This is a genomic window from Kitasatospora sp. NPDC088861 (assembly GCF_044750105.1).
In the GTDB taxonomy this organism is placed as follows: domain Bacteria; phylum Actinomycetota; class Actinomycetes; order Streptomycetales; family Streptomycetaceae; genus Kitasatospora.
The window spans coordinates 332,631-352,199 of sequence record NZ_JBIVJF010000005.1 but is presented as its reverse complement, the minus strand read 5'-3'; the positions used below and the strand labels follow the sequence as shown (position 1 = coordinate 352,199).

At 75.1% G+C, this 19,569-nt stretch carries 20 protein-coding genes; 9 read left to right on the top strand and 11 right to left on the bottom strand.

The genetic code is table 11. The features are described from left to right. The first annotated feature begins 69 nt into the window (after positions 1 to 69). From ACIP37_RS12780 to ACIP37_RS12770, 3 genes are all read left to right on the top strand, one after another. Positions 70 to 648, top strand: coding sequence for a hypothetical protein (locus ACIP37_RS12780; RefSeq protein WP_400805821.1), 579 nt, complete (start codon positions 70 to 72; stop codon positions 646 to 648). A 179-nt stretch (positions 649 to 827) separates the two neighbouring features. After that, positions 828 to 1,820: a serine/threonine-protein kinase gene (locus ACIP37_RS12775; RefSeq protein ID WP_400806153.1), complete on the top strand. Its 993-nt coding sequence runs from the start codon at positions 828 to 830 to the stop codon at positions 1,818 to 1,820. Between the two features lie 55 nt (positions 1,821 to 1,875). After that, entirely contained in the window at positions 1,876 to 2,250 is a 375-nt protein-coding gene (locus ACIP37_RS12770) for a DUF1304 family protein (RefSeq protein ID WP_363617229.1), read from the top strand. A gap of 21 nt (positions 2,251 to 2,271) precedes the next feature. Here ACIP37_RS12770 and ACIP37_RS12765 read toward each other — a convergent pair whose 3' ends face one another. Then, positions 2,272 to 3,672, bottom strand: a complete 1,401-nt coding sequence (locus tag ACIP37_RS12765) for a streptophobe family protein (protein WP_400805824.1) — start codon at positions 3,670 to 3,672, stop codon at positions 2,272 to 2,274. A gap of 413 nt (positions 3,673 to 4,085) precedes the next feature. Here ACIP37_RS12765 and ACIP37_RS12760 point away from each other — a divergent pair, with 413 nt between their 5' ends. Next, the gene (locus tag ACIP37_RS12760; protein WP_400805827.1) at positions 4,086 to 5,357 is read left to right on the top strand and encodes a DUF6777 domain-containing protein; all 1,272 of its coding nucleotides are present in this window, start codon (positions 4,086 to 4,088) and stop codon (positions 5,355 to 5,357) included. A 56-nt stretch (positions 5,358 to 5,413) separates the two neighbouring features. Here ACIP37_RS12760 and ACIP37_RS12755 read toward each other — a convergent pair whose 3' ends face one another. Beyond that, positions 5,414 to 5,857 carry a helix-turn-helix domain-containing protein gene (locus tag ACIP37_RS12755; protein WP_363582506.1) on the bottom strand — a complete coding sequence of 148 codons (444 nt, stop codon included), beginning with the start codon at positions 5,855 to 5,857 and terminating at the stop codon, positions 5,414 to 5,416. Positions 5,858 to 5,993: 136 nt separating this feature from the next. On the opposite strand from ACIP37_RS12755, the gene ACIP37_RS12750 reads away from it, so the two are divergent. Next, positions 5,994 to 7,241, top strand: a complete 1,248-nt coding sequence (locus ACIP37_RS12750) for an MFS transporter (protein ID WP_400805830.1) — start codon at positions 5,994 to 5,996, stop codon at positions 7,239 to 7,241. 66 nt (positions 7,242 to 7,307) lie between these two features. After that, on the top strand, positions 7,308 to 7,760 hold the full coding sequence (locus tag ACIP37_RS12745) for a hypothetical protein (protein WP_363582502.1): 453 nt from the start codon (positions 7,308 to 7,310) through the stop codon (positions 7,758 to 7,760). A gap of 73 nt (positions 7,761 to 7,833) precedes the next feature. Here the strand turns inward: ACIP37_RS12745 and ACIP37_RS12740 are convergent, their stop codons facing one another. Together ACIP37_RS12740 and ACIP37_RS12735 are read right to left on the bottom strand one after the other, a co-directional pair. Then, positions 7,834 to 9,426 (bottom strand): LCP family protein, encoded by a 1,593-nt coding sequence (locus ACIP37_RS12740; protein WP_363582500.1) that lies wholly within the window; start codon positions 9,424 to 9,426, stop codon positions 7,834 to 7,836. After that, complete coding sequence (locus ACIP37_RS12735; RefSeq protein ID WP_363582498.1) at positions 9,419 to 9,994, bottom strand: DUF6542 domain-containing protein; 576 nt, start codon at positions 9,992 to 9,994, stop codon at positions 9,419 to 9,421. Before ACIP37_RS12735 ends, ACIP37_RS12740 begins: the two co-directional genes overlap by 8 nt. 259 nt (positions 9,995 to 10,253) lie before the next feature. Here ACIP37_RS12735 and ACIP37_RS12730 point away from each other — a divergent pair, with 259 nt between their 5' ends. Beyond that, positions 10,254 to 10,460, top strand: a complete 207-nt coding sequence (locus ACIP37_RS12730; RefSeq protein WP_280680643.1) for an antitoxin — start codon at positions 10,254 to 10,256, stop codon at positions 10,458 to 10,460. Between the two features lie 84 nt (positions 10,461 to 10,544). Continuing rightward, positions 10,545 to 11,255 carry a lytic transglycosylase domain-containing protein gene (locus tag ACIP37_RS12725; protein WP_363632622.1) on the top strand — a complete coding sequence of 237 codons (711 nt, stop codon included), beginning with the start codon at positions 10,545 to 10,547 and terminating at the stop codon, positions 11,253 to 11,255. 33 nt (positions 11,256 to 11,288) lie between these two features. Here ACIP37_RS12725 and galE read toward each other — a convergent pair whose 3' ends face one another. The 4 genes from galE to ACIP37_RS12705 form a co-directional block, all read right to left on the bottom strand. Next, positions 11,289 to 12,305 (bottom strand): UDP-glucose 4-epimerase GalE, encoded by a 1,017-nt coding sequence (gene galE, locus ACIP37_RS12720; protein ID WP_363582494.1) that lies wholly within the window; start codon positions 12,303 to 12,305, stop codon positions 11,289 to 11,291. Positions 12,306 to 12,397: 92 nt separating this feature from the next. Next, positions 12,398 to 13,024 (bottom strand): hypothetical protein, encoded by a 627-nt coding sequence (locus ACIP37_RS12715; protein WP_363630550.1) that lies wholly within the window; start codon positions 13,022 to 13,024, stop codon positions 12,398 to 12,400. A 774-nt stretch (positions 13,025 to 13,798) separates the two neighbouring features. Beyond that, positions 13,799 to 14,230, bottom strand: a complete 432-nt coding sequence (locus ACIP37_RS12710; RefSeq protein ID WP_063350641.1) for a hypothetical protein — start codon at positions 14,228 to 14,230, stop codon at positions 13,799 to 13,801. A 91-nt stretch (positions 14,231 to 14,321) separates the two neighbouring features. After that, positions 14,322 to 15,059 carry a sigma 54 modulation/S30EA ribosomal C-terminal domain-containing protein gene (locus tag ACIP37_RS12705; RefSeq protein ID WP_400805837.1) on the bottom strand — a complete coding sequence of 246 codons (738 nt, stop codon included), beginning with the start codon at positions 15,057 to 15,059 and terminating at the stop codon, positions 14,322 to 14,324. 340 nt (positions 15,060 to 15,399) lie between these two features. On the opposite strand from ACIP37_RS12705, the gene ACIP37_RS12700 reads away from it, so the two are divergent. Next, a complete protein-coding gene (locus tag ACIP37_RS12700; RefSeq protein ID WP_400805840.1) occupies positions 15,400 to 17,925 on the top strand; it encodes a cytochrome P450 in 2,526 nt (841 codons plus the stop codon). Positions 17,926 to 17,932: 7 nt separating this feature from the next. Here the strand turns inward: ACIP37_RS12700 and ACIP37_RS12695 are convergent, their stop codons facing one another. From ACIP37_RS12695 to ACIP37_RS12685, 3 genes are all read right to left on the bottom strand, one after another. Continuing rightward, a complete protein-coding gene (locus tag ACIP37_RS12695; protein ID WP_159398578.1) occupies positions 17,933 to 18,076 on the bottom strand; it encodes a DUF6126 family protein in 144 nt (47 codons plus the stop codon). 107 nt (positions 18,077 to 18,183) lie between these two features. Then, a complete protein-coding gene (locus ACIP37_RS12690) occupies positions 18,184 to 18,528 on the bottom strand; it encodes a metalloregulator ArsR/SmtB family transcription factor (protein ID WP_363587502.1) in 345 nt (114 codons plus the stop codon). Between the two features lie 257 nt (positions 18,529 to 18,785). After that, the gene (locus ACIP37_RS12685; RefSeq protein ID WP_363587500.1) at positions 18,786 to 19,256 is read right to left on the bottom strand and encodes a hypothetical protein; all 471 of its coding nucleotides are present in this window, start codon (positions 19,254 to 19,256) and stop codon (positions 18,786 to 18,788) included. Positions 19,257 to 19,569: the final 313 nt, after the last annotated feature.

Below are 19,569 nucleotides of genomic sequence, written 5' to 3'. Positions count from 1 at the left end.
TGGTGCGAGTCCCATCGCTATGACCGCGCGCAGCCGCGGGCTCGCGCGGCGGAGGAAATGTAGCCGCCCATGGACGAGTTCGCGTTCCGCCCCACCCACGTCGCCCCACCGGCCGGGATGGCCACCTGGGCGGCCCCGGACCCGGCCCGGCCCGCCACCCGGCTGGACGCGCTGCTGCCGGTGCGGGTGGTCGCCCGGCAGGGCGACTGGGCGCAGATCCTCTGCTCCAACGGCTGGACGGCCTGGGTCGACGGCCGCCTGCTGGTCGCCCTCCCGGAGCCGCCGCCCACCGCCGGGGGCCCGCCCACCCGGACGGCGGACCCGCGCCCGGCGCTCGTGGAGGCCGAGGCCGCGGTGGCCCGCTACCGCGCCCTGCTGGAGGACCTCGCGGCGGGCGCCCTGGACCTGGAGGCCTTCCGGGAGCGGGCCCGTGGCCTGCGGATCGGCCTGGTCGTCGACGCCGAGGCTCTCTGGGTGTTCGACGCGGTGCGCGACCGCTGGTGCTACTGCGACGGGCTCCAGCTCCAGACGTACGCGGCCACCGACCGGCCGGTGCCCGGGCCGTCGCCCACACCGCCCCCCGCCCCCGCCGCCCCGCCGGGGCCCGCGCCCGGTCCGTACGCCCCCACCCGGCCGGGCGCGCCGTGACCCCGGCCGAACGACCTCCCGAACGCCCCTTCGACCGGCCGGCCGCCCAGCCCGCGGCCCAGCCGGCCGAACGGGTGCCCGAAGACCGCCCCGACCGCCCCGGCCATGCCGACCAGCCGGACCACCCCGACCGGCTCGACCACCCCGACCGGCCGTCCGCACCCGGCCTGCCGGCCGGCATGGTCGGGCGCCGGATCGCGGGCTACCGGCTGGAGCGCGAGATCGGCCGCGGCGGCATGGCCGTGGTGTACCGGGCCAAGGACCTGCGGCTCGGCCGGACCGTCGCGGTCAAACTGCTCGCCCCCGAACTGGCCCGCAACGAGGTGTTCCGGCAGCGCTTCATGCACGAGTCCGAGGCCGCCGCCGCGATCGACCACCCGCACATCATCCCGGTGTTCGAGGCCGGCGAGCACGACGGCATCCTGTTCATCGCGATGCGCCACGTCGAGGGCGGCGACCTGCGCGGGCTGATGAACCGGGGAGGCCCGTTCTCCGCCGAGCGGACCGCCCGACTGGCCCTGCAGATCGCCTCCGCGCTCGACGCCGCGCACGACCACGACCTGGTCCACCGGGACGTCAAGCCCGGCAACGTGCTGGTCGCCGCCGGGACGGACAGCGAGCACCCCGAGCACCTGTACCTGGCGGACTTCGGCCTCACCAAGAAGTCCCTCTCGCTGAGCGGCCTGACCAGCGTCGGCCAGATCGTCGGAACGCTGGACTACGCCGCGCCCGAGCAGATCTCCGGCAGGCCGCTGGACGGGCGCTGCGACCAGTACGGCCTCGGCTGCGTGGTCTTCGAGATGCTCGCGGGCTCCCCGCCGTTCCGCCGGGAGAGCGACGTGGCACTGCTCTGGGCGCACCTCAACGACCCGCCGCCCACCTTGCGCGACCACCGCCCCGACCTGCCCACCGCCGTCGAGGCGGTGGTCGCCCGGGCGCTCGCCAAGGCCCCCCAGGACCGCTACGCCAGCTGCCTGCAGTTCGTCGCCGAGCTGCGCGCGGCCACCGCCGTCGTGCCCGGCCACGGCGCCGCACCAAGGGCGTGGAGCGGGAGCGGGAACGGGCCGCCGACCCGGGTCGTCCAGGCGGTCGTCCCCGGCCTCGCCGCGGCGGCCGTCGTGCCCGAGCCGCCCGCGTGGGCCGCCCCGGTCGTCCACCCGCCGCCGTGGTGAGCGCCGTACCGTCCACCGCCCCCCCCGGAAGCCGAACCCCAGGAAGCCGACCGCCATGAACGCCGTGAGCCAGGTCTTCGCCGTGATCGCCGCCGCGGTCCACCTCCTCGCGTGGCCGCTGGAGAGCTTCCTGTACGGCCACCCGCGGGTGCGCTTCCTGCTCACCGGCAGCACGGCGGACGCGCCGGAGGTCCGACTGTGGCGCTTCAACGTCGGCTTCTACAACCTGTTCCTGGCGCTCGGCCTGGTCGCCGGACTGGTCCTGCTGCACACCGGGCACGCCGCCTCCGGCCGCGCCGTGATCAGCTACGTCGCCGCGTTCATGGTCGCCGGCGGGGTCACCCTCTTCGCCTCGGAGCCGAAGGTCTGGCGCGGCGCCCTCGCCCAGGCGCTGCCGGCGGCGGCGATCCTCATCGCCGAGGCGTTCTGAGCGCGCGCCGCCCGGCAGCCGTCAGCCCGCCCCGGGCACTTCCTTGCCGCCGGGCACTTCACCACCCGAGACCTCGCCGCCGGGGACATCGCCGCTGGAGACCTCGCCCCGGCGGGCGGTGCGGGCGGCCAGCAGGGCGCCCAGCGCGCCGGTCAGCAGACCCCAGCCCGCCGCCAGCGGGACGGCCGTCCACAGCACCGGGCGCAGGGTGAGGCTGCCGCCACCGAGGCCGGCCAGCGGGTTGGCCCCGCCGAGGAGCGAGCCGATCAGGTCGCCGAGGCCGCCCTGGCCGACGCCGACGCCGAGCACCGACAGCCCGTAGTCGGCGTCCGCCCTGGTCCAGAGCCCGACCAGCAGCACCGTCACCGCGCCGGCCAGGGCGAACCGGACGGCGTGCTGCCAGAGCCGGACGGTGCGCGGCGAGCGGTACGCGGCGAGGAAGCCGGCCGCGAGCAGCAGCACGGCGGCCAGCGGCAGCAGCCACCAGCTGCGCGCGTCCTGGTCGGCGAGGGTGCCCAGGCTGATGGTGGCCTGCTGCCCGTCCGGCGCCCGCAGCACCTCGGCGAGCGGCCTGGGCACCGGCAGGCCGAGCGCGCCGCTGAGCCGCCCGTGCCACTGCGCGCCGAGCCCGACGCCGAAGGCGAGCCAGACCAGGTCGGGCAGGGCGAGCAGCAGCACGGCCAGGGTCTGCCGGGCGTTGCCGTGCACGATCGCGGTCAGCACCCCGGCCGCCAGCCCGATCACCAGGTACGCCAGCAGGACCAGCCAGAGCGCGAACGCGGCCGGGCGGACGGCCAGTTGGTAGGGCAGCAGAACGCGCGGCAGCGGCGCCCGCCGGGACACCGCGAAGGTGCCCGCGAGGACGACGAGCAGCCAGGCCAGCCCGATGCCGACCGTGCTCGGGGCATCCGCGTGGAAGCCGACCTCCGGGGTGAGCCCGAGCGCGCCGCCGATGGTCTGCGCCAGGTCGCCGCCGAGCGGGACGTCGAAGGTGTGCCGGGCGCCGAGGGTGAGCAGCGCGAGGGCGACCAGCCAGATCACCACCGTGCGGGCGATCCGGCCGAGCAGTTCGCCGCCGCCGGCCACCGCGCGGAAACGCAGCTGACGCAGGAACACCTCGGCCATCACCACCGCGCCGGCCAGCGAGACGGACAGCGGCATGGCGCTGATCCCGGCATCCACCGCGGCGAACTGCCCAGCCCCACCGTCGAGTTGGACGGATCCGCCGACGGCCAGCGCCACCGCCCCGGCCAGCACGGCCGGGAAGCCGCCGCCCGGGAGGTCGTCGGCGCCGGCCAGCCAGAGACCGAGCGCGGCCACCGCCGCCATGGCGGCGAACCCGGCCAGCACCACAGCCAGCGCGTCCAGCCAGCCGCGCAGGGCGCCGGGCGGGCCCGCGACCCGGGTGGTGGGCTGCTGCATGGCGCCTCCTCGGTGCGTCGGGCTTCGCGTTCCAGGGTGGCCGACAGCGGGCGGGCACGCTCGGCGACGGCCCCCGCACCTGCTGTTGCGGCAGGTGGGGAGCCGGGGGGAAATGGAGGCCAGTGGCAGGAGCTTCCCGGGTCGGCGCGTCCGTCGGCCGCCTGCGAAACGGAGCCTCGATGAGTTCCCAACCGCCGCCGTCCGGCCCGCCGAGCGAACCGCCCCACGGCCCCCCGTCCGGCCCGCTGGCCGGTCCCCCGTCGGGCGGCGGCCGGTTCGGGCCGCCGTCCGGGGCATCCGGCCCGTCCGGTCCGTCCGGCCCCCCGTCCGGGCCGCCTGGTCCGCCCGGCCCGCCCTCCGGGGACGGTCGGGGGCCGCACACGCCGTGGTGGCGCTCCGGGCGGGGGCTCGCGTTGGCCGCCGGCACGCTGGCGGTGGCCGCGGTGGCCACGGTGCTGATCGTGAACAGCCAGGGTGGTGGTCACCACGACACCCTGCCGGCCGCCAACGAGGTGGCCCTCCAGGCCCCGGCCGACCCGGGGCCGGACCCGTTCACCCCATCGGTGGAAACCCAGGGGGTGAGCGCCCCCGCCCCTGCCCAGGCGCCGCAGTCCGGGCAGGCGCCGCAGTCCGCCCAGGCAGCGCAGTCCGGGCCGGGCGGCCGGTCCACGGCCGCCTCCCCGGCGGTGATCCACAGCGTCGAGGGCAGCTCCGCCGGGCTGTACGGCGGGACGATGACCAAGCCCAGCTGCGACACCGAGCGCCTGATCGGGATGGTCTCCAGCGGGGACGCCGGCCGCGCCTGGGCCTCCGCCGCGGGCATCCAGCAGTCCGACGTCCCGTCCTACCTGCGCTCGCTGACCTCGGCCTACCTGCGGGTGGACACCCGGGTCACCAACCACAACTACAAGAGCGGCGCCGTCGTCGAGTACCAGTCCGCGCTCCAGGCCGGCACCGCCGTCCTGGTGGACGCCCAGGGCGTGCCCCGGGTGCGCTGCTCCTGCGGCAACCCGCTGAAGCCGCCGGTGCTGGTGAGCGACGCCAAGTACACCGGGAAGGCATGGGCCGGCTTCCACCCGACCACGCTGGTCGTCGTGGTGCCCGCGCCGCAGCCGGTGACCGAGATCATCCTGGTGAACATCGAGACGGGCGGCTGGTTCTCCCGGCTGACCGGGCGGATCGACGTGGTCGACCGGAACGTCGGACCGCCCAAGGGGCCGCTGGCGCCCGGCATCCCGCCGCCGGGGAAGATGACGCCCACCACGCCGGCGGGCACGGCCTCGACGTCGCACTCGACCTCCGCCTCGACCTCCGCCTCGACCTCCGGGGCGACCTCCGGGTCCGGCTCGGCGACGACCTCGGGTTCGACCTCCTCGGGAGCGACGTCCTCGGGCGCCTCGACCGGGACGGGCTCCGCCTCGGCAACGTCGTCCACCTCCTCGGGCGCCCCGACCGGGACGACCAGGTCGACCGGCACCGCGTCCGCGTCCACCGGCTCCTCGACCGGCTCGTCCACGGGGTCGTCCACCCCCAAGACGCCGACCCAGACGCCGAGCACCAAGGCCCCGGCGACCACGGCCGGCTCCACCACGACGAACACCACCAACGGCACCACCACGACGACCACCGCGACGACCACCGAGCCCCCGAAGACCGCGACGGCCGGGAGCGCCACCCCCAGCTGATCCGCCCGACTCCCCGGCACCGCCCGCCGCCCATCCGCCGCCGGTGGCGGCGCACCTCAGGGCAGCAGCACCTCGGCGTCCTCGGGCCCCAGCACCCGGCCGCCGGCCACACGGACCTCCATCGCCTCGATCGGCGCGCCCGTCCCGCGTTCCACCAGCCGGGCGCGCGGCTCGCCCTCAGCGAAGAACCACTGGTCGCCCCACTGCCGCAGCGCCGTGATCACCGGGAAGAGGGCGCGCCCCTTCTCGGTCAGCACGTACTCCTGGTACGGGCTGCCGTCGGCGGCCGGCGCGAGCGCGAACACCCCGTTGGCGACCAGGTTGGCGAGGCGGGCCGAGAGGATGTTCCTGGCGAGGCCCAGGTTCTTCTGGAACTGGCCGAAGCGGCGCAGCCCGTCGAAGGCGTCGCGGACGATCAGCAGCGTCCAACCGTCGCCGACGACGTCGAGCGGGCGGGCGACCGGGCAGGTCGACTCCTCGTGCGTGGTGCGCTTCGGCACTTCTCCCACCTTCCACCGGTCGGCGCCCAGCCTATCGGCGAGTCGCGCGGTTGCTTATTGAAACCACATTATGCCAGGGTGGCGTGGTAGCACTTTGAAACCAGTCGGCCGCGCCCGCCACCAGGAAGACCCGCCCATGACCTCGCCCACCCGCGCCACCGCCGCCACCGCCGCCGAAGCACCCCCACGCGGCCTGCCACCCGCCGCCGCCTGGCTCCTCTCCGTCGCCTGCGGCCTCGCCGTCGCCAACGTCTACTACTCACAGCCCCTGCTCGACCTCATCGCCGCGGACTACGGCATCGACCCGGCCACCATCGGCCTCGTCGGCACCCTCACCCAGACGGGCTACGCGCTCGGCCTGCTGCTGCTCGTCCCGCTCGGCGACCGCGTCAACCGCCGCACCCTCACGACCGCCCAGCTCGGGCTCTCCGTGCTCGCCCTCGCCGCCGTCGCGCTCGCCCCCTCCGCGTTGCTGATGCTCGCCGCGATGGCTGCCGTCGGCGTCCTCGCGGTGGTCGCCCAGGTCGTCGTCGCGTACGCGGCCTCGCTCGCCGCGCCCGCCGACCGGGGCCGGGTGGTCGGCACCGTCACCAGCGGCATCGTGGTCGGCATCCTGCTCGCCCGCACCGTCGCCGGCACCATCGGCGACCTGGCCGGCTGGCGCGCCGTCTACGTGGTGTCCGCCGTCGCCACCGGCGCGATGGCCCTCGCCGTCGCGGTCGTCCTCCCGGCCGAACGCCACCGACCGTCGGCGCAGACCGAGCAGACCGAGCAGACCTCGCAGACCGCACGGATCAGCTACCCCCGGCTGATCGGCTCGGTGTTCACACTCTTCGCCGAGGAGCCCGTGCTCCGCGCCCGGGCGGTCCTCGCGCTGCTCACCTTCACCTCCATCACCGTCCTGCTCACCCCGATGGTGCTCCCGCTCGCCGCCCCGCCGTTCAGCCTCAGTCACACCCAGATCGGGCTGTTCGGCCTGGCCGGCGCCGCCGGAGCCCTGGGCGCCGGCCACGCGGGCCGCCAGGCCGACCGCGGCCGGGCCGAACGTACCGCCGGCATCGGCCTGTTGGCCATGCTCGCCGCCTGGATCCCGGCGGCCCTGCTGCCGCACTCGGTGTGGTGGCTGGTGCTCGCCATGGTGGTGATCGACTACGGCCTGCAGTCCGTGCACGTGGTCAACCAGCACCTGCTGTACCAGGTCCGCCCCGAGGCGCAGAGCCGGCTCACCGCCGGGTACATGCTCCTCTACTCCGCCGGCTGCGCGGCGGGCGCGATCGGCTCCACCGTCGTCTACGAGCGCTGGGGCTGGACGGCCGTCTGCCTCCTCGGCGCGGCCACCAGCCTGGCCGCACTGCTCTACTGGCTTGCCAGGAAGCAGAATTGACGAAACCCCCGAACCGCTCCTCCCCCTGATCCGACGGCGCGTCACGAGGCGGGTATCGTCCCGGCCATGAAGGCAGTGTTACGCCGGGTGTGGTCCCTTCCGTTGGCGGGCGCGGTGGTCTCGCTGCTGGTGCTCTGCTGGAGCCTGTTCGCCGCGTCCGCGCAGTGGCGGGCCGCGAGCCGGATAGACGCCGCGCCGCTGCGGGTGGACGGGACGGTCAGCGCCGTGGCCCTGCGCAAGGGCGGCTGGCTCTACACCGTCACCTACCGGGTGGGGGATCGCGACTACCGCACGTCGGCGCTCGGCCTCAAACGGGTCGAGAAGCCGCACGTCGGGATGACCGTCCCCCTGGAGGCGGCGGCGGACGACCCGGCCACCGTCCGCGTGGCCGGTGACCACTACCCCAACGACGACATGCCCGCGACCTATGTGCTGGCCGCGGTGGGCGCCACGGCGGTCCTGCTGTGGCTGGTCGGCCTGCTCGTCCAGCGCGCCCGGGGCCGGACTCCCCTCCCGTGACGGCCGGTTCGGCCGCCGGGCCGGTTCGCCCGCCGCCTCGTGGGTGCGGCCGCGCGGCGCCCGCCGCCGCCCGTCAGTCCACGCAGGGGATGCCGCCGGCCTTGACGGCGGGGCCCTGCATGGGGAGGCCGGCGGCGGGGTCGGTGGTCGCGTCGCCCGGCCCGGTGGCGGCGGCGGAGGGGCTGGGGGTGCGGGTGACGGCGAGGGTGACGACGATGTGGCCAGGGGCGACGACGGCGGCCGCGGTGGCGGTGACGCCGTAGCGGGTGGCGAGCTGCTGGGCGTCGGCCTTGGCGCCGCTGCCGTAGGTGACGGTGGTGGCCCTGGTCCTGGCGGCGGCGTCGCCGATCTTCCCCGGCTGGTAGCCGAGTTCGGTGAGGGCCTTGGACTCGGTGGCGGCCGCGCCGGCGCCCGCGACGGCGTTGACGTCCACGACGGCCCTGGTCACGGTCGGGGAAGCCGCGGACGGCGAGGGGGTGGCGGTCTCGGCGGCCGTCTCGGTGGGCGCGGGGACGGCCTGGACGGGGGCCGGCTCGCGGTTGAACAGCTGCCGGACGATCTTCTTGATCAGCTCCGGGTTGACGGTGTTGACCTCCTGGCCGCCGACGGTCTTGAACCCGGTGATCGGCAGGGTGTTGAACTCGACGTTCCCGCCGGTGAGGTTGGGCGCCTGCTGGGCGAAGTCGAGGATGTTCCACTCGTTGTCGATGACGACGTCCTTCTTCACCACCCCGAACAGCTTCTGCATCTGCCCGAAGTCGTTGAGGATGCCCTGCTGCTTGAGCCGGTACTCGACGGAGGAGATGAACGCCTGCTGCCGGTGGGTGCGGTCGAGGTCGCCGTTGGCGAGGTGGTGGCGCTGGCGGACGAAGGAGAGGGCCTGGGCGGCGTTGAGGGAGCTGATGCCGGCGGGGAGCTTGAGGCCGGTTCCGCCGCCCTCGTGGGCGGCGGTACGGGCGATGATCGGATCGTCGACGGGGTGGTTGAGGCAGACCTGGATCGGCTCGACGGCCTTGGCGATGTCGTAGAAGCCGATCAGGTTGACCTCGGCGAAGTGGTCGATCGGGACGTCGAGGAAGCTCTGCACGGTCTGGATGGTGGCGGAGCGCCCGGCTTCGCGGCTCTGCCGTTCCAGGTCGGCCTTGGAGAGCCCCTTGCCGGCGAGTTTCTGCTCGGCGGCCACCTTGGCGATGCCGTAGGCCTCCTTGATCTTGTGCATCTTGCCGTCGGCGCCGGCGGTCTGCACGTAGTCGTCGCGCGGGACGGACAGCGCGGTGACCTTGCCGCCGTTGGCCGGGATGTGCAGGACGATCAGGGCGTTGGTGTTGTAGCCGCCGATCTCGCTCGACCCGGCGTGCAGTTCGTCCTCGACGAACTGCTTGGGCAGGTCGTTGCCGTCCATGTCCTTGCGGCTGTCGAGGCCGATCAGCAGCAGGTTGACGGACTTGTCGAGGTGGGGCGGGGCGTTCTTCTTGGCCTCGCTCAGCGCGGTGGACTTGGTCATGCCGTCGTCGAGGCTGCGGTACTCGTACCAGGTGAAGCCGCTGGCACCGAGGACGGCGACGGAGACGGTGCAGGCAAGGGTGCGCCCGGCGACGGTCAGCGGGGCGGTGCCGCGGCGCGGGGCGCGGCCGCGCGGGCGGAGGCGGGCGGCGCGATCAGCCACGACGGCTCCTTCCGGTCGGGGTGCCCGCACTGCGGGGCCGTCGGCGGTCGAGCGCGACGCGGACCGCGACGACCAGCAGCGCGACCCCCACCGCCGCCGCCATCACCGGGAACGCCCCCACCACCCACCGCAGCGCGCCGGTGCCGAGCTGCTTGCCCTGGTACGCGTCCCGGTTCGCCAGGTACTCGATGCCGGCGGCGCCGAGCAGCACCACGAGCGGGGCCGCGGTGACGACCCACCAGCGGCCGGCCCGGCTGCACAGCGCCGCCGCGGCGCCCGTCCCGCCGACCGCACCGACCGCGAAGAGCACGCCGACGCCGGGGCCGCCGAGTTCGTCCGCGACACCGCCGAGGACGGGCAGGCCGACGGCGGTGAGCAGCACCGTCAGCCGGCCTCCCCGGCGGGCCTGCGGCCGGCGGCGGGAGGCCGCGGTCCGTGGCGGGCGGGCGGCGGGTGGCGCGGCGGGCTCCGCCCGGTCGGCCGCGCGCGAGCGCTGCGCGGGCAGGGCGGGGTCCTCGGTGCGCGGTCCCGCGTCCTGGTACGGCGTTCTCGCCCGCTGCCCGGCCATGCGCACTTCCCTCGCTCGTTTCGGCTGCCGCGGCGCGTGCGCGCCGCCGTGCGTGCCGGGACGCGTTCCGTCCTGGTGGCGGTTCCCAACTTCTACAGTTCTGTAGAAGTTGGGCTGGAGCATACAAACCCATTTCAGCAAAGTCATCCGCCGTCCTTCGGCAGCGGCCGAGCGCCCGGTGGGCCGTCGTTAGGATGGTCATGATCCCCCGCCACGTCGGCACACCATCAGGAACGCGTCAGAGGAGCAGAGCGTCACCATGTTTGAGAGTCTGAAGAACCTCGCGGACAAGGCCACCGACCTCGCCCGCGAGCACAGCGACGTGCTCGGGCAGGGCCTGGACAAGGTCGGCGACGTGATCGACGACCGCACGGACGGCAAGTACAGCGGCCAGATCGACACCGGCGTCGAGAAGGCCAAGGGCTTCCTGCGCAACCTCGACGGCGAGCAGAAGCCGGCCGAGTAGCCTGCCACCGGGCACGGTCGCCGGCGCGATCGGCAGTACGACGGTCGAACAAGGACACGGGCGCACGGGGAGGGGTCGGCAGCGATGAGCGAGGGGCAGCAGGGGTCGCGCTGGGGACGCTGGCTGGTCGTCGGCGTACTCGTCGCGGCCGGGTGGGGCATCGTCCACGGCGGCGACCACCCCACCACGGCGTCGTCCGACGCCTCCCCGTCCGCGACCCCCTCCCCGGACGGTGCCGCGCCCTCCGCGTCCGCGTCCTCCCCGTCCGAGTCCGCCTCGACCGCGCCGTCGAAACCGTCGAAGCCGTCCGGCCGCTACGACCCCGCCGACTACGCGGCCCCGGTGCGCCGGTACGCCGCCGAGGCCGGGGTCAACCCGCAGCTGCTGATGGCGATCCTCTACAACGAGTCCTACAAGCCGCACGACCCGGAGCTCGAACGGGCCTGGCAGCGCGGCAAGCCCGAAGCCTCGTTCGGCATCGCCAACATGCACCGCGCCGCCTTCGACGACACCAAACCCGGCCGCCCCTTCGCCGACCGCAAGTGGGAGGAGCTGCCGGACGACCGCGACCTGGCCGTCCAGGCCGCCGCCTGGCACCTGCACGACCTGGCCGGGCAGCTCCCGGCGCGGCCGAGCGCGCCGCTGAACCACGACGAGCTCCTCGCCCTCGGCTACAACGCCGGCGCGGGCAACATGCTGGCCTTCGCCCGCGGGGTCAAGGTGGGCTCCCAGGCGCAGTCCTACCTCGACCGGCTGCACGACAACTGGGCCAAGTCCGGCACGGCCGTCCAGTAGCGCGGGCGCCCCCGGGGGCGCCCGCGCCGGGGATCAGCTGGCGCCGAGGCGGGCGGCCCACTGCGCGCGCCAGGCCAGCGCGTCGGCGACGCCCTCGGCGATGCCCCGCCGCGGCTGCCAGCCGAGCAGCTCCCGGGCGGTGTCGACGGCCGCGTAACAGCCGATCACGTCGCCCGGCCGGGGGCCCGCCTCGCGGACGTCGAGCTTCACGCCGACGGCCTGCTCGAAGGCGGCGATCAGCTCGCGCACGGTGGTGCCGTCGCCCGTGCCCACGTTGATGACCCGGTAGCGGTCCTCGGCGCCCTCGGCGATCACCTCGTCGAAGCGGAGCAGCGCCGCGACGTGCGCCTCGGCGAGGTCCCGCACGTGGACGTAGTCGCGGATGCCGGAGCCGTCCCTGGTCGCCCAGTCGACACCGGTGACGGTGAACGGGGTGCCGTTGGTGTGCGCCTCGATCAGCTTGCCCAGGGCGTGGGTGGGGTTGAGGTCCTGGAGTCCGGTGCGCAGCCGCGGGTCGGCACCGATCGGGTTGAAATAGCGCAGGGAGATGACCCGCTGCCGCTCGGCGCCCTCCCCCCTGGTCCAGTCCTGGAGCACCTGCTCCATCATCAGCTTGGTGCGCGCGTAGGGGCTGTTGGCCTCGACCGGGCTGCTCTCGTCGACCCGCGCGTCCGGGGTGGGCGCGTAGATGGAGGCGGAGCTGCTGAAGACGACGCGGGTGCAGCCGTGACGCTGGAGGGCGTCGAGCAGTTCGACGGTCTTGCCGACGTTCTCCCGGTAGTAGTACAGCGGCCTGGCCACCGAGTCCGGGACGACGATCCTGGCCGCGCAGTGCACGGCGGCGTCGATGTCCGGGTGCTCGGCGAAGATCCGGTCGAGCAGGGCCGTATCGGCGACGTCGCCCTGGTAGAACACCTTGCCCTCGACGAACTCGGCCCGGCCCTTGGACAGGTCGTCCAGGATGACCGGGGTGATGCCCTGGTCGAGGAGGGCGAACACCACCGAACTGCCGATGAATCCCGCGCCGCCGGTGATCAGGACCTTCTTCATGCGCGGACGCTCCCTTGCGGTCGGCCGGGCGCCCGGTGGCGCCCGGTGGCTTCTGGGACGGTGGTTCGCGCTCGATGGTTCCGCCGCCGGGCTCACCGGCGGCGGAGCCAGAATCCGGTGGCGACCAGCACGACGGCCGCGACGGCGGTGCCGATCGCGGCCCAGGTGGCGGCGTCGGGCGTGGTGTCGGAGGGGGTGTCCCGGGCGGCGGAGCGGGCCCGGGCGGCGCTGTCGGCGGCCGTCGGGGCGGTCGGGACCGTGGGTGTGGCCGTGGGAGCGGGCGCGGGTATCGGGGCCGGGGCGCCGGTCGTCGCGCCCGTCGCCCCCGACAGCGGAGAATCGCCGATCACCGCGGCCTCGACGTCGAGTTCACCCTCGCCGTGCCCCGGCGAGGGGAACGCGCAGTCGACGCTCACCCGCCAGTGCCCGGCCGGGAGGATCTCCCGGGTGGTGTACGTCCCCGGCTCGCCCGGGACGGCGACCAGGCGCCAGGGGCCGACCGTGCGCCCGTCGGTGGCCGTCGCGGCCAGCGTGCCGGTGAACTCCCCGGTGACCGGGTCGTGGTCGTCCTCCCAGGTGGCGATGGTGCTGACGCGGCCGTTCCGCTGGCCGGAGACGTCCAGGTGGACGGTGTCGCCGTGGGCGGCAACCGGCACGGCGGCGGGCAGCACGGCCGCACCGGCGAGGGCGAGGGCGACGACGAGGGGTCGGGTTCGCATGGCGGGAAATCCTCGTGAGGGGTGAGGGGCAGGGAGCGGTGACGCCGGGTGCGGGCGCCGCCGGGTGGTGGCGGCGCCCGCACCCGGCGCCGCCGGACGGTCTCAGGAGGCCTTCAGCAGCGGCCGGTTGTTGCACGGCCGGCCGTTCGGGCTGCTGGAACTCCCCCCGGGGCGGGTCCGACGGTTCGCGCCCTGCGAGAATCGTCGGACCCGCCCTAGCCGACCACCGTAGTACCAGCGGCCGTCGAGCCCGAGCACCAGCGCGCCGCCACCCGACGTGAAGTGAACCGGCCGACACCGGAGGCGAGTTGCCGCTACGGGGGGCGCGGCTCCGCGCTCCGGCGTCCCATCGCGTTTCCCCTCCTCGTACGAGGTGCGGGCACCCCGCGGAGCGGGGCCCGAACCTTCCGGCACTCAGGAGAGCGGCGGGCCGCACGGGAATAACGAAAACCTCTTGCGGAATTCGGCCGCCCGCGCGCGGCGGGCCGGGTCGCGCGGAGCGGAGGACACCGGAGGGGCGGACCGAGGACGGTCCGAGAGACCCCGGGGACGGCCCCGGACGTGACGTTGCCGGGAAGCGCACTCGGGGGGTGTGCGCTCCCCGGCAACGGGGTGGTGGCGGCCACCCGGCCGGAGTCCCGGGGCCTGGGCTCAGACGGCCGTGAAGGAAATGCTAGGGCGTGCCACGGGGCCCTGAACAGAGTCCTGAACTGGCCAATTCCCGCCCAGGACATGCCAGCTGGGGCAGCTGACCGACGTTCCGTCAACCACCGGTCAGGCCGCCGCCCGCACCGGGGCCTGCTGCGCCGCCGCCCGGCCGCCGGCGCAGCCGCCGTGCAGTCGGGCCAGCCCGGCGGCCAGCCCCGCCCGATCCCCGGCGAGCCACAGGCGCAGCGCGGCGGACAGCGCGGCGCTGGCCGGTCCGCTCGACGGGCCGCCGGTCCGCGCGATCCGCTCGCCCAGCAGCGGCAGCAGGTCCGCGATCGGGGCGGGCAGCCAGAGGGTCAGGGCGCAGGGGGCGGGCCGGGCCAGGACGCGCCGCAGCGGCAGCGCGGAGGCGTCGTCGTGCAGCGCGGGGATGACCTCCAGCAGGCCGTCGACCACCACCTCGGAGACGTCCCCGCCGTGGCCGCGCGCGAGGGCCCGCAGCAGCGCGCGTTCGGCGGCGGTGATCCGGACGGTCAGCATGACCTCGTCGCAGTCCATGGTCCCGGTTCCCCTGTCGTGGAAGTCGTGGCGGTCGTGGCGGTCGTGGCCATCGGGGCCGGTGGGCCCGCCCCGGTGGTTCTCCTGCCCGTCAACGAGGCTCCGCTACCGGCGTTATCAGGCCGTAGTGGCCGTCGTAGCGGCGGTAGAGCACCCGGGCACGGCCGTCGCCGGGGTCGGCGTAGCAGACGAACGGGCCGCCGGTCAGCCAGAGCCGCCGGGCCGCCTCGGTGAGGTCGAGCGGGCCCGCCGGGTCGGCGCCCGTGGACCGGCCCGCCCCGGGCGCGCCGCTGAGCGGGCAGCGGTCGACCAGCGCGTCCCGGCCGGTCGCGGCGTCCGCGAAGAGGTGGAACGGCCGGTCCAGCGCGAGCAGTTCGCGGGTGGCCTGCTCGGGGGTGCGGCGGGCGAGGACGACCTCCTTGCGCCGGGCGATCCGCCGTTCGGCGAGCGGTCGGGCGGCGTACTGCGGGCGGTAGGCGCTCTCGTGGGCGGCGGCGAATCCGATGTCGCCCTGCTCGCGCAGCCGGCCGGCCCGGCCGGCGAGGGTGCCCAGGGCGACGTCGACGGCCTCACGGGCGGTGACGGCGGCGAGTTGCACCCGGACCGGGCCGACGCCGGCCAGGTCGGCGTCGGCCTGCGCGAGGGCGGGCCGGGTCATGGCCCGGTCGCGCACGCGGGTGAGCCTGATGCGCAGCGCGCGGGTTCCGGGGCCGAGCCCGGCCGCCGTGTCCAGTGCCTGCGCCCGGGCGTACTCGGCGTCCTCGCGCGGCAGCTCGCCGCGGATCTCCACCCGGACGTCGAGGGCGGGCCGGTGGCGCAGACTGGTCATCAGGGTCCTCCTTCTCCCCGACCATGCTGGCCCTCGGGCGGCCAGGCGGCGAGGGTCCAAAGACCCTGCGCGAGGGGCCCGGCCCGGATCTTTCCGGTGGGGCCTTCACCGCAGGTCAGCAGCACGTTCCGGGGCGGTCGGAGCCACTGCGGATGATCGACCGTTGGAGTGATCCGCCCGCGTTCGGCGCAACGCCCGTCGGACCGGCGCGTTTGCCATGACGTGCGCCCCTCCAGCCGGGGCACGCGCGGATCCGCGCGAGCCGGCCCCCCACCTCCCGGCCGGCCCGTCGGGGCCCCCGGTATCGTCCGCACCGGCTCCTCTGATGAGAGGTACTGACATGACCCTGCTGACCGAGACGCGGCAACGGGACCTCCCCCCGAGAACCGCACCGACCGCACCCCGCACCACCCGTGCGGCCGTCCCCCCGCTCGCCCCCGGCGCGGTCCCCGGCCTCGGCCACGCGGCCGCCCTGCTCCGCGACCCGCTCGGATTCCTCGGCTCGCTCTCCCGGCACGGCGGCGTCGTCCGGATCCGGCTCGGGCCGCGCACCGTCTGCGTGGTCACCGACGCCCCGCTCGTCCACACCCTGCTCGTCGCCCTCGCCTACGACTGCCCGCGCGGCGCCGTCCAGGACACCCTCAAGACGGCGTTCGGCGACGGCCTGCTGATGTCCGAGGGCCAGGCCCACCGCGACCGCCGCCGGATCATCCAACCCGCCTTCGGGCCGGACCGAATGGCCGAGTACGTCGCCGTGATGCACCAGGTCACCGAGGAGCGGGCCGGGCGCTGGCACCCCGGGCAAGTCCTCGACGTGGCCAAGGAGATGAACCACCTCGCGCTGGAGATCGTCACCCGCTCGCTGTTCGACGCCCGGCTGAGCGAGGACGCCACCCTGGCCTTCCACCAGGCCCTGCCGGACCTGGTGAAGGGCCAGATCGTCCAGTCCCTCTACCCGCACCCGGCGCTCGCCCGGCTGCCGTTGCCCGTCAACCGGCGCTTCGACGCCGCCGTCCGGGTGCTCAACCGAGTCGTCGACCAGGCCGTCAGGCCGACGGGCACCCGGTCCGCCGAGCGGGGCGGCACCCTGCCCGCCCTGCTGCGTGCCGCCACCGACCCGGGCACCGGCCGGCCACTCACCGAGGCGGACGTCCGGTCCGAGGCGATCACCATGTTCGGCGCCGGCACCGAGACCGTCTCCACCACGCTGACCTGGCTCCTCGACGAACTCCTGCGCCACCCCGAGGTGGAGGCCCGGGTGCTCGCCGAACTCGACGAGCACCTGCCCGCCGGCGCCGCCCCCACCCCCGAGGCGCTCGCCAGGCTCACCTACACCCGCAGCGTCACCCAGGAGGTGGTGCGGCTGCACGCGCCCAACGCCTTCCTGATGCGCACCGCCCAGGTGCCGGTGGACCTCGGCCCGTACCGGATCCCGGCCGGCACCGAACTGCTCTACAGCCTCACCGCGCTGCACCGCGACCCGGACCGCTACCCGGACCCGCTGCGCTTCCGCCCGGATCGCTGGCAGTCGGGCGGGGCCGGACGGCACTCCTTCCTCCCGTTCGGGGCCGGCAAGCACAAGTGCATCGGGGAGGCCTTCGCCTGGGCCGAGCTGACGGTCGCGGCGGCCGCGATCCTGCGCCGCTGGCGACCGGTGGCCGTCCCCGACTCCCGGGCCCGGGAGGTGGTGTGGACGACGGTCCAGGCGCACGGGCTGCGCGTGCGGCTGGCCCCGCGCGGCGCCCGGGTGCCCCGCCCGGACAGCCCGCCGGACGACCGGGCGGGGGACGACCGGGTGCCGGACGACCAGGTGGGGGACGACGGGGTGGGGGACGACGAGGTGGGCGTCGAGGCCCCGCCGGCGGCCCGCTGCCCGGTGAGCATCCCCGACCCGGCCCCCGCCGCGCCCCAACTCCCGCAGCGGTCCGGCGAACTGCGCACCGCCGCGGCCCGGCACGCCGCCTGGGTGGTCGGCCGCAACCTCCTCACCCCGCCCGAGATGACCCGCTACGGGGCCTACGCCCTGCACGAGTTGATCGGCCACGCCTTCCCCCGCGCCCACGGCGCCAACCTCGACCTGCTGGTGGACATGCTGGGCTGGTTCACCATCCTCGACGACCGCTTCGACGGCCCGCCGGGGCGCCGCCCCGCCGAAGCCCGCGACGTCGTCGACCCGCTCATCGACGCCCTGCGCCGCACCGGGGCCGATCGGACGGGCGCCTCCGCGCCGGTCGGCGAGGGCCCGGCACCGCGCTCGGGCGACCACCTGCTCCGCGCCTGGCACGACCTGTGGAGCCGCCAGGCGCAGGGCATGTCGCTCAACTGGCGCGTCCGGGCCGCCCGGGAATGGCAGGCCTGTCTGGAGACCTTCCCCGCCGAGGCCGAACACCGCGCCCACGGCACGGTCCCCGCCCTCGGACTGCCCGAGACCATGCGGCTGCGCCGCCACGGCAGCTGCCTCTACCCGTTCATGAACATACTGGAACGGGTCCACGGCGCCGACGCCCCCGCCGCCCTCCACGCGGAGCCCGCACTGCACCGGCTGCGCGCCAACACCGCCGACGCCGCCACGCTGATCAACGACCTGTACTCACTGGAGCGGGAGGAGCGCCAGGCCGCGGCCGCCTTCAACACCGTCCTCACCCTGCAACGGATCCGCGGCTGCACCCGCAGCCGGGCCGTCGGCGCCGTCCGCTCCCGGGTCGCCCGGCTGCGGCGGGAGAACGAAGCCCTGCGCAGCGACCTGCGCCGCCGCCACCCGGCCGGGCGCTGGTACCTGGACGGCACCCGGGAGCTCATCGAGGGCGTCCAGGCCTGGACCAGCACCAGCGACCGCTACCTCGTGAAGGACGGCCCTCGGACGTAGGAGGTGCCTACTTGCGGCCGCCGAGCGCGAACAGCAGCAACACGAAGCCGGCGAACAGGTGCGTGGCGAAGATGTAGATGCCGGCCCGGATGAGCATGGCCTTGCGTCGGCGCTTCTCCTCGCGCGTGCCGTCGCTCGTGCTCTCGCTCATGGCGGGGGTTCTCCTCGGGTCGGCCGGCCGGGTCGGGCGCGGGTTCAACGGGCTGGCCGGGCTCTCCGGGCTCCTCGGGTTCAGCCGGCCCGAGGGCCTCGGCGGGCTCAATGGTGCGGCCGGCCGCCGGGCTCGCGCAGTTCGGTGAGCAGCGCGCCCTGGTCGGTGATCAGCTCGGTCAGGATCCGGCGCGCGGCCCGCAGCAGCTCGGCCACGTCCGGGGTGCTGAGCGCGTACACCACGGTGTTGCCCTCGCGGGTGGCGGCGACCAGCTGGGTACGGCGCAGCACCGCGAGCTGCTGGGAGAGGTTGGAGGGCTCGACCTCGATCTCGGCCAGCAGCTCGCGCACCGGCCGGGGCCCGTCCTGGAGCAGTTCCAGCACCCGGATCCGGACCGGGTGGCCGAGGGTGCGGAAGAACTCCGCCTTGGCCTGGTACAGCGGGACGGGCATCGTCGGCGCCCCTCCCTCGGGTACGGCTCGCTGGGCGTGCGGCCGCGCCCTCAACGGCGGCCGGCAAGCATCATCGCCACAGATGAAGGTTTCTTCAAGTCGTCACAGTGGGCGCCCGGCCGTCGCCTGGCGGTCGCCCGGCCCGCCGGGGCCGCCCCCGAGTGGTCCACGTCACATCCGGAGGGCGTGCGGGAACGCCGGAAGCCGAGCCCGGGACGCTGCCAACTCCCGGACTCGGCGGCCATGGTGAGGTTCCGTCAGCAGCCTACAGGTACATCCACCTCGACCGGGGCCGGACCCCGCGAGATCGACTCGACGGAGAAGGTCGCGTGAAGGACCGAACCGCACGGCACGGTGACGCTGATGCCGTCGACCCGCACGGTGGCGGTCGTGAACACGGCGCGCACGCTCGCCGAGCCGAGCGACTCGCCGCCGACCACCCCGGCCGACAGGCGGGTGAGCAGCTCCTGCGGCTTCGGCGGCCACGGGGTGTCCGGGGTGGGCGGACCGGCCAGGCCGATCTGCCCGTAGAGCACGACACTGCCGCCGGTGACCTCGGCGCAGACCTTGGTCGACAGCCCGGCCTGGAGACCGTTGTAGCCGCAGGTCGTCACCGTGGCGACGGTCCCGGCCGCGCCGCCGGCCGACGCGGCGAGCGCCGGCGCCGGCGCCGCGAGCAGGGCGACGGCACCGGCCGCGCCCGAGGCGATCCGGGTGATGCGGTTCATTGTCTTCTCCTTCGGAGGGTACGAGGAACGATCAGAACAGGCGAGGTCACATGTGACATTTCACATGTGCCATGACGGTACTTTGCCATGCGATTCCCATGCCACGACCGGGATTCTGCCTTCGAAGTGCCGAGCCGACCGAAACCAGACCTTCGATGGCGTAATCCCACCCCGGAGGGTCGGGATCCGCGCACCTGCCACGGCCGGTCTGCCCGGCGCCCGGCGCGGGGCGGTCGCCCGCCTCGCAGGCGTCGGCCTGGGGACGGCCCGCACGGCGCCCGCGCCCACGGGCGGGCCACTGTCGGCCACCGCC

Bases quoted from the DNA above. Each gene is read 5' to 3' on its own strand.
- ACIP37_RS12710 (WP_063350641.1), bottom strand. From the start codon at position 14,230: ATGGACTGCGACGAGGTCATGCTGACCGTCCGGATCACCGCCGCCGAA.
- ACIP37_RS12695 (WP_159398578.1), bottom strand. From the start codon at position 18,076: ATGAGCGAGAGCACGAGCGACGGCACGCGCGAGGAGAAGCGCCGACGC.
- ACIP37_RS12735 (WP_363582498.1), bottom strand. From the start codon at position 9,994: ATGGCCGGGCAGCGGGCGAGAACGCCGTACCAGGACGCGGGACCGCGC.
- ACIP37_RS12750 (WP_400805830.1), top strand. From the start codon at position 5,994: ATGACCTCGCCCACCCGCGCCACCGCCGCCACCGCCGCCGAAGCACCC.
- ACIP37_RS12770 (WP_363617229.1), top strand. From the start codon at position 1,876: ATGAACGCCGTGAGCCAGGTCTTCGCCGTGATCGCCGCCGCGGTCCAC.
- ACIP37_RS12705 (WP_400805837.1), bottom strand. From the start codon at position 15,059: ATGACCAGTCTGCGCCACCGGCCCGCCCTCGACGTCCGGGTGGAGATC.
- ACIP37_RS12765 (WP_400805824.1), bottom strand. From the start codon at position 3,672: ATGCAGCAGCCCACCACCCGGGTCGCGGGCCCGCCCGGCGCCCTGCGC.
- ACIP37_RS12715 (WP_363630550.1), bottom strand. From the start codon at position 13,024: ATGCGAACCCGACCCCTCGTCGTCGCCCTCGCCCTCGCCGGTGCGGCC.
- ACIP37_RS12685 (WP_363587500.1), bottom strand. From the start codon at position 19,256: ATGAACCGCATCACCCGGATCGCCTCGGGCGCGGCCGGTGCCGTCGCC.
- ACIP37_RS12700 (WP_400805840.1), top strand. From the start codon at position 15,400: ATGACCCTGCTGACCGAGACGCGGCAACGGGACCTCCCCCCGAGAACC.
- ACIP37_RS12690 (WP_363587502.1), bottom strand. From the start codon at position 18,528: ATGCCCGTCCCGCTGTACCAGGCCAAGGCGGAGTTCTTCCGCACCCTC.
- ACIP37_RS12730 (WP_280680643.1), top strand. From the start codon at position 10,254: ATGTTTGAGAGTCTGAAGAACCTCGCGGACAAGGCCACCGACCTCGCC.
- ACIP37_RS12780 (WP_400805821.1), top strand. From the start codon at position 70: ATGGACGAGTTCGCGTTCCGCCCCACCCACGTCGCCCCACCGGCCGGG.
- galE (WP_363582494.1), bottom strand. From the start codon at position 12,305: ATGAAGAAGGTCCTGATCACCGGCGGCGCGGGATTCATCGGCAGTTCG.
- ACIP37_RS12745 (WP_363582502.1), top strand. From the start codon at position 7,308: ATGAAGGCAGTGTTACGCCGGGTGTGGTCCCTTCCGTTGGCGGGCGCG.
- ACIP37_RS12725 (WP_363632622.1), top strand. From the start codon at position 10,545: ATGAGCGAGGGGCAGCAGGGGTCGCGCTGGGGACGCTGGCTGGTCGTC.
- ACIP37_RS12775 (WP_400806153.1), top strand. From the start codon at position 828: ATGGTCGGGCGCCGGATCGCGGGCTACCGGCTGGAGCGCGAGATCGGC.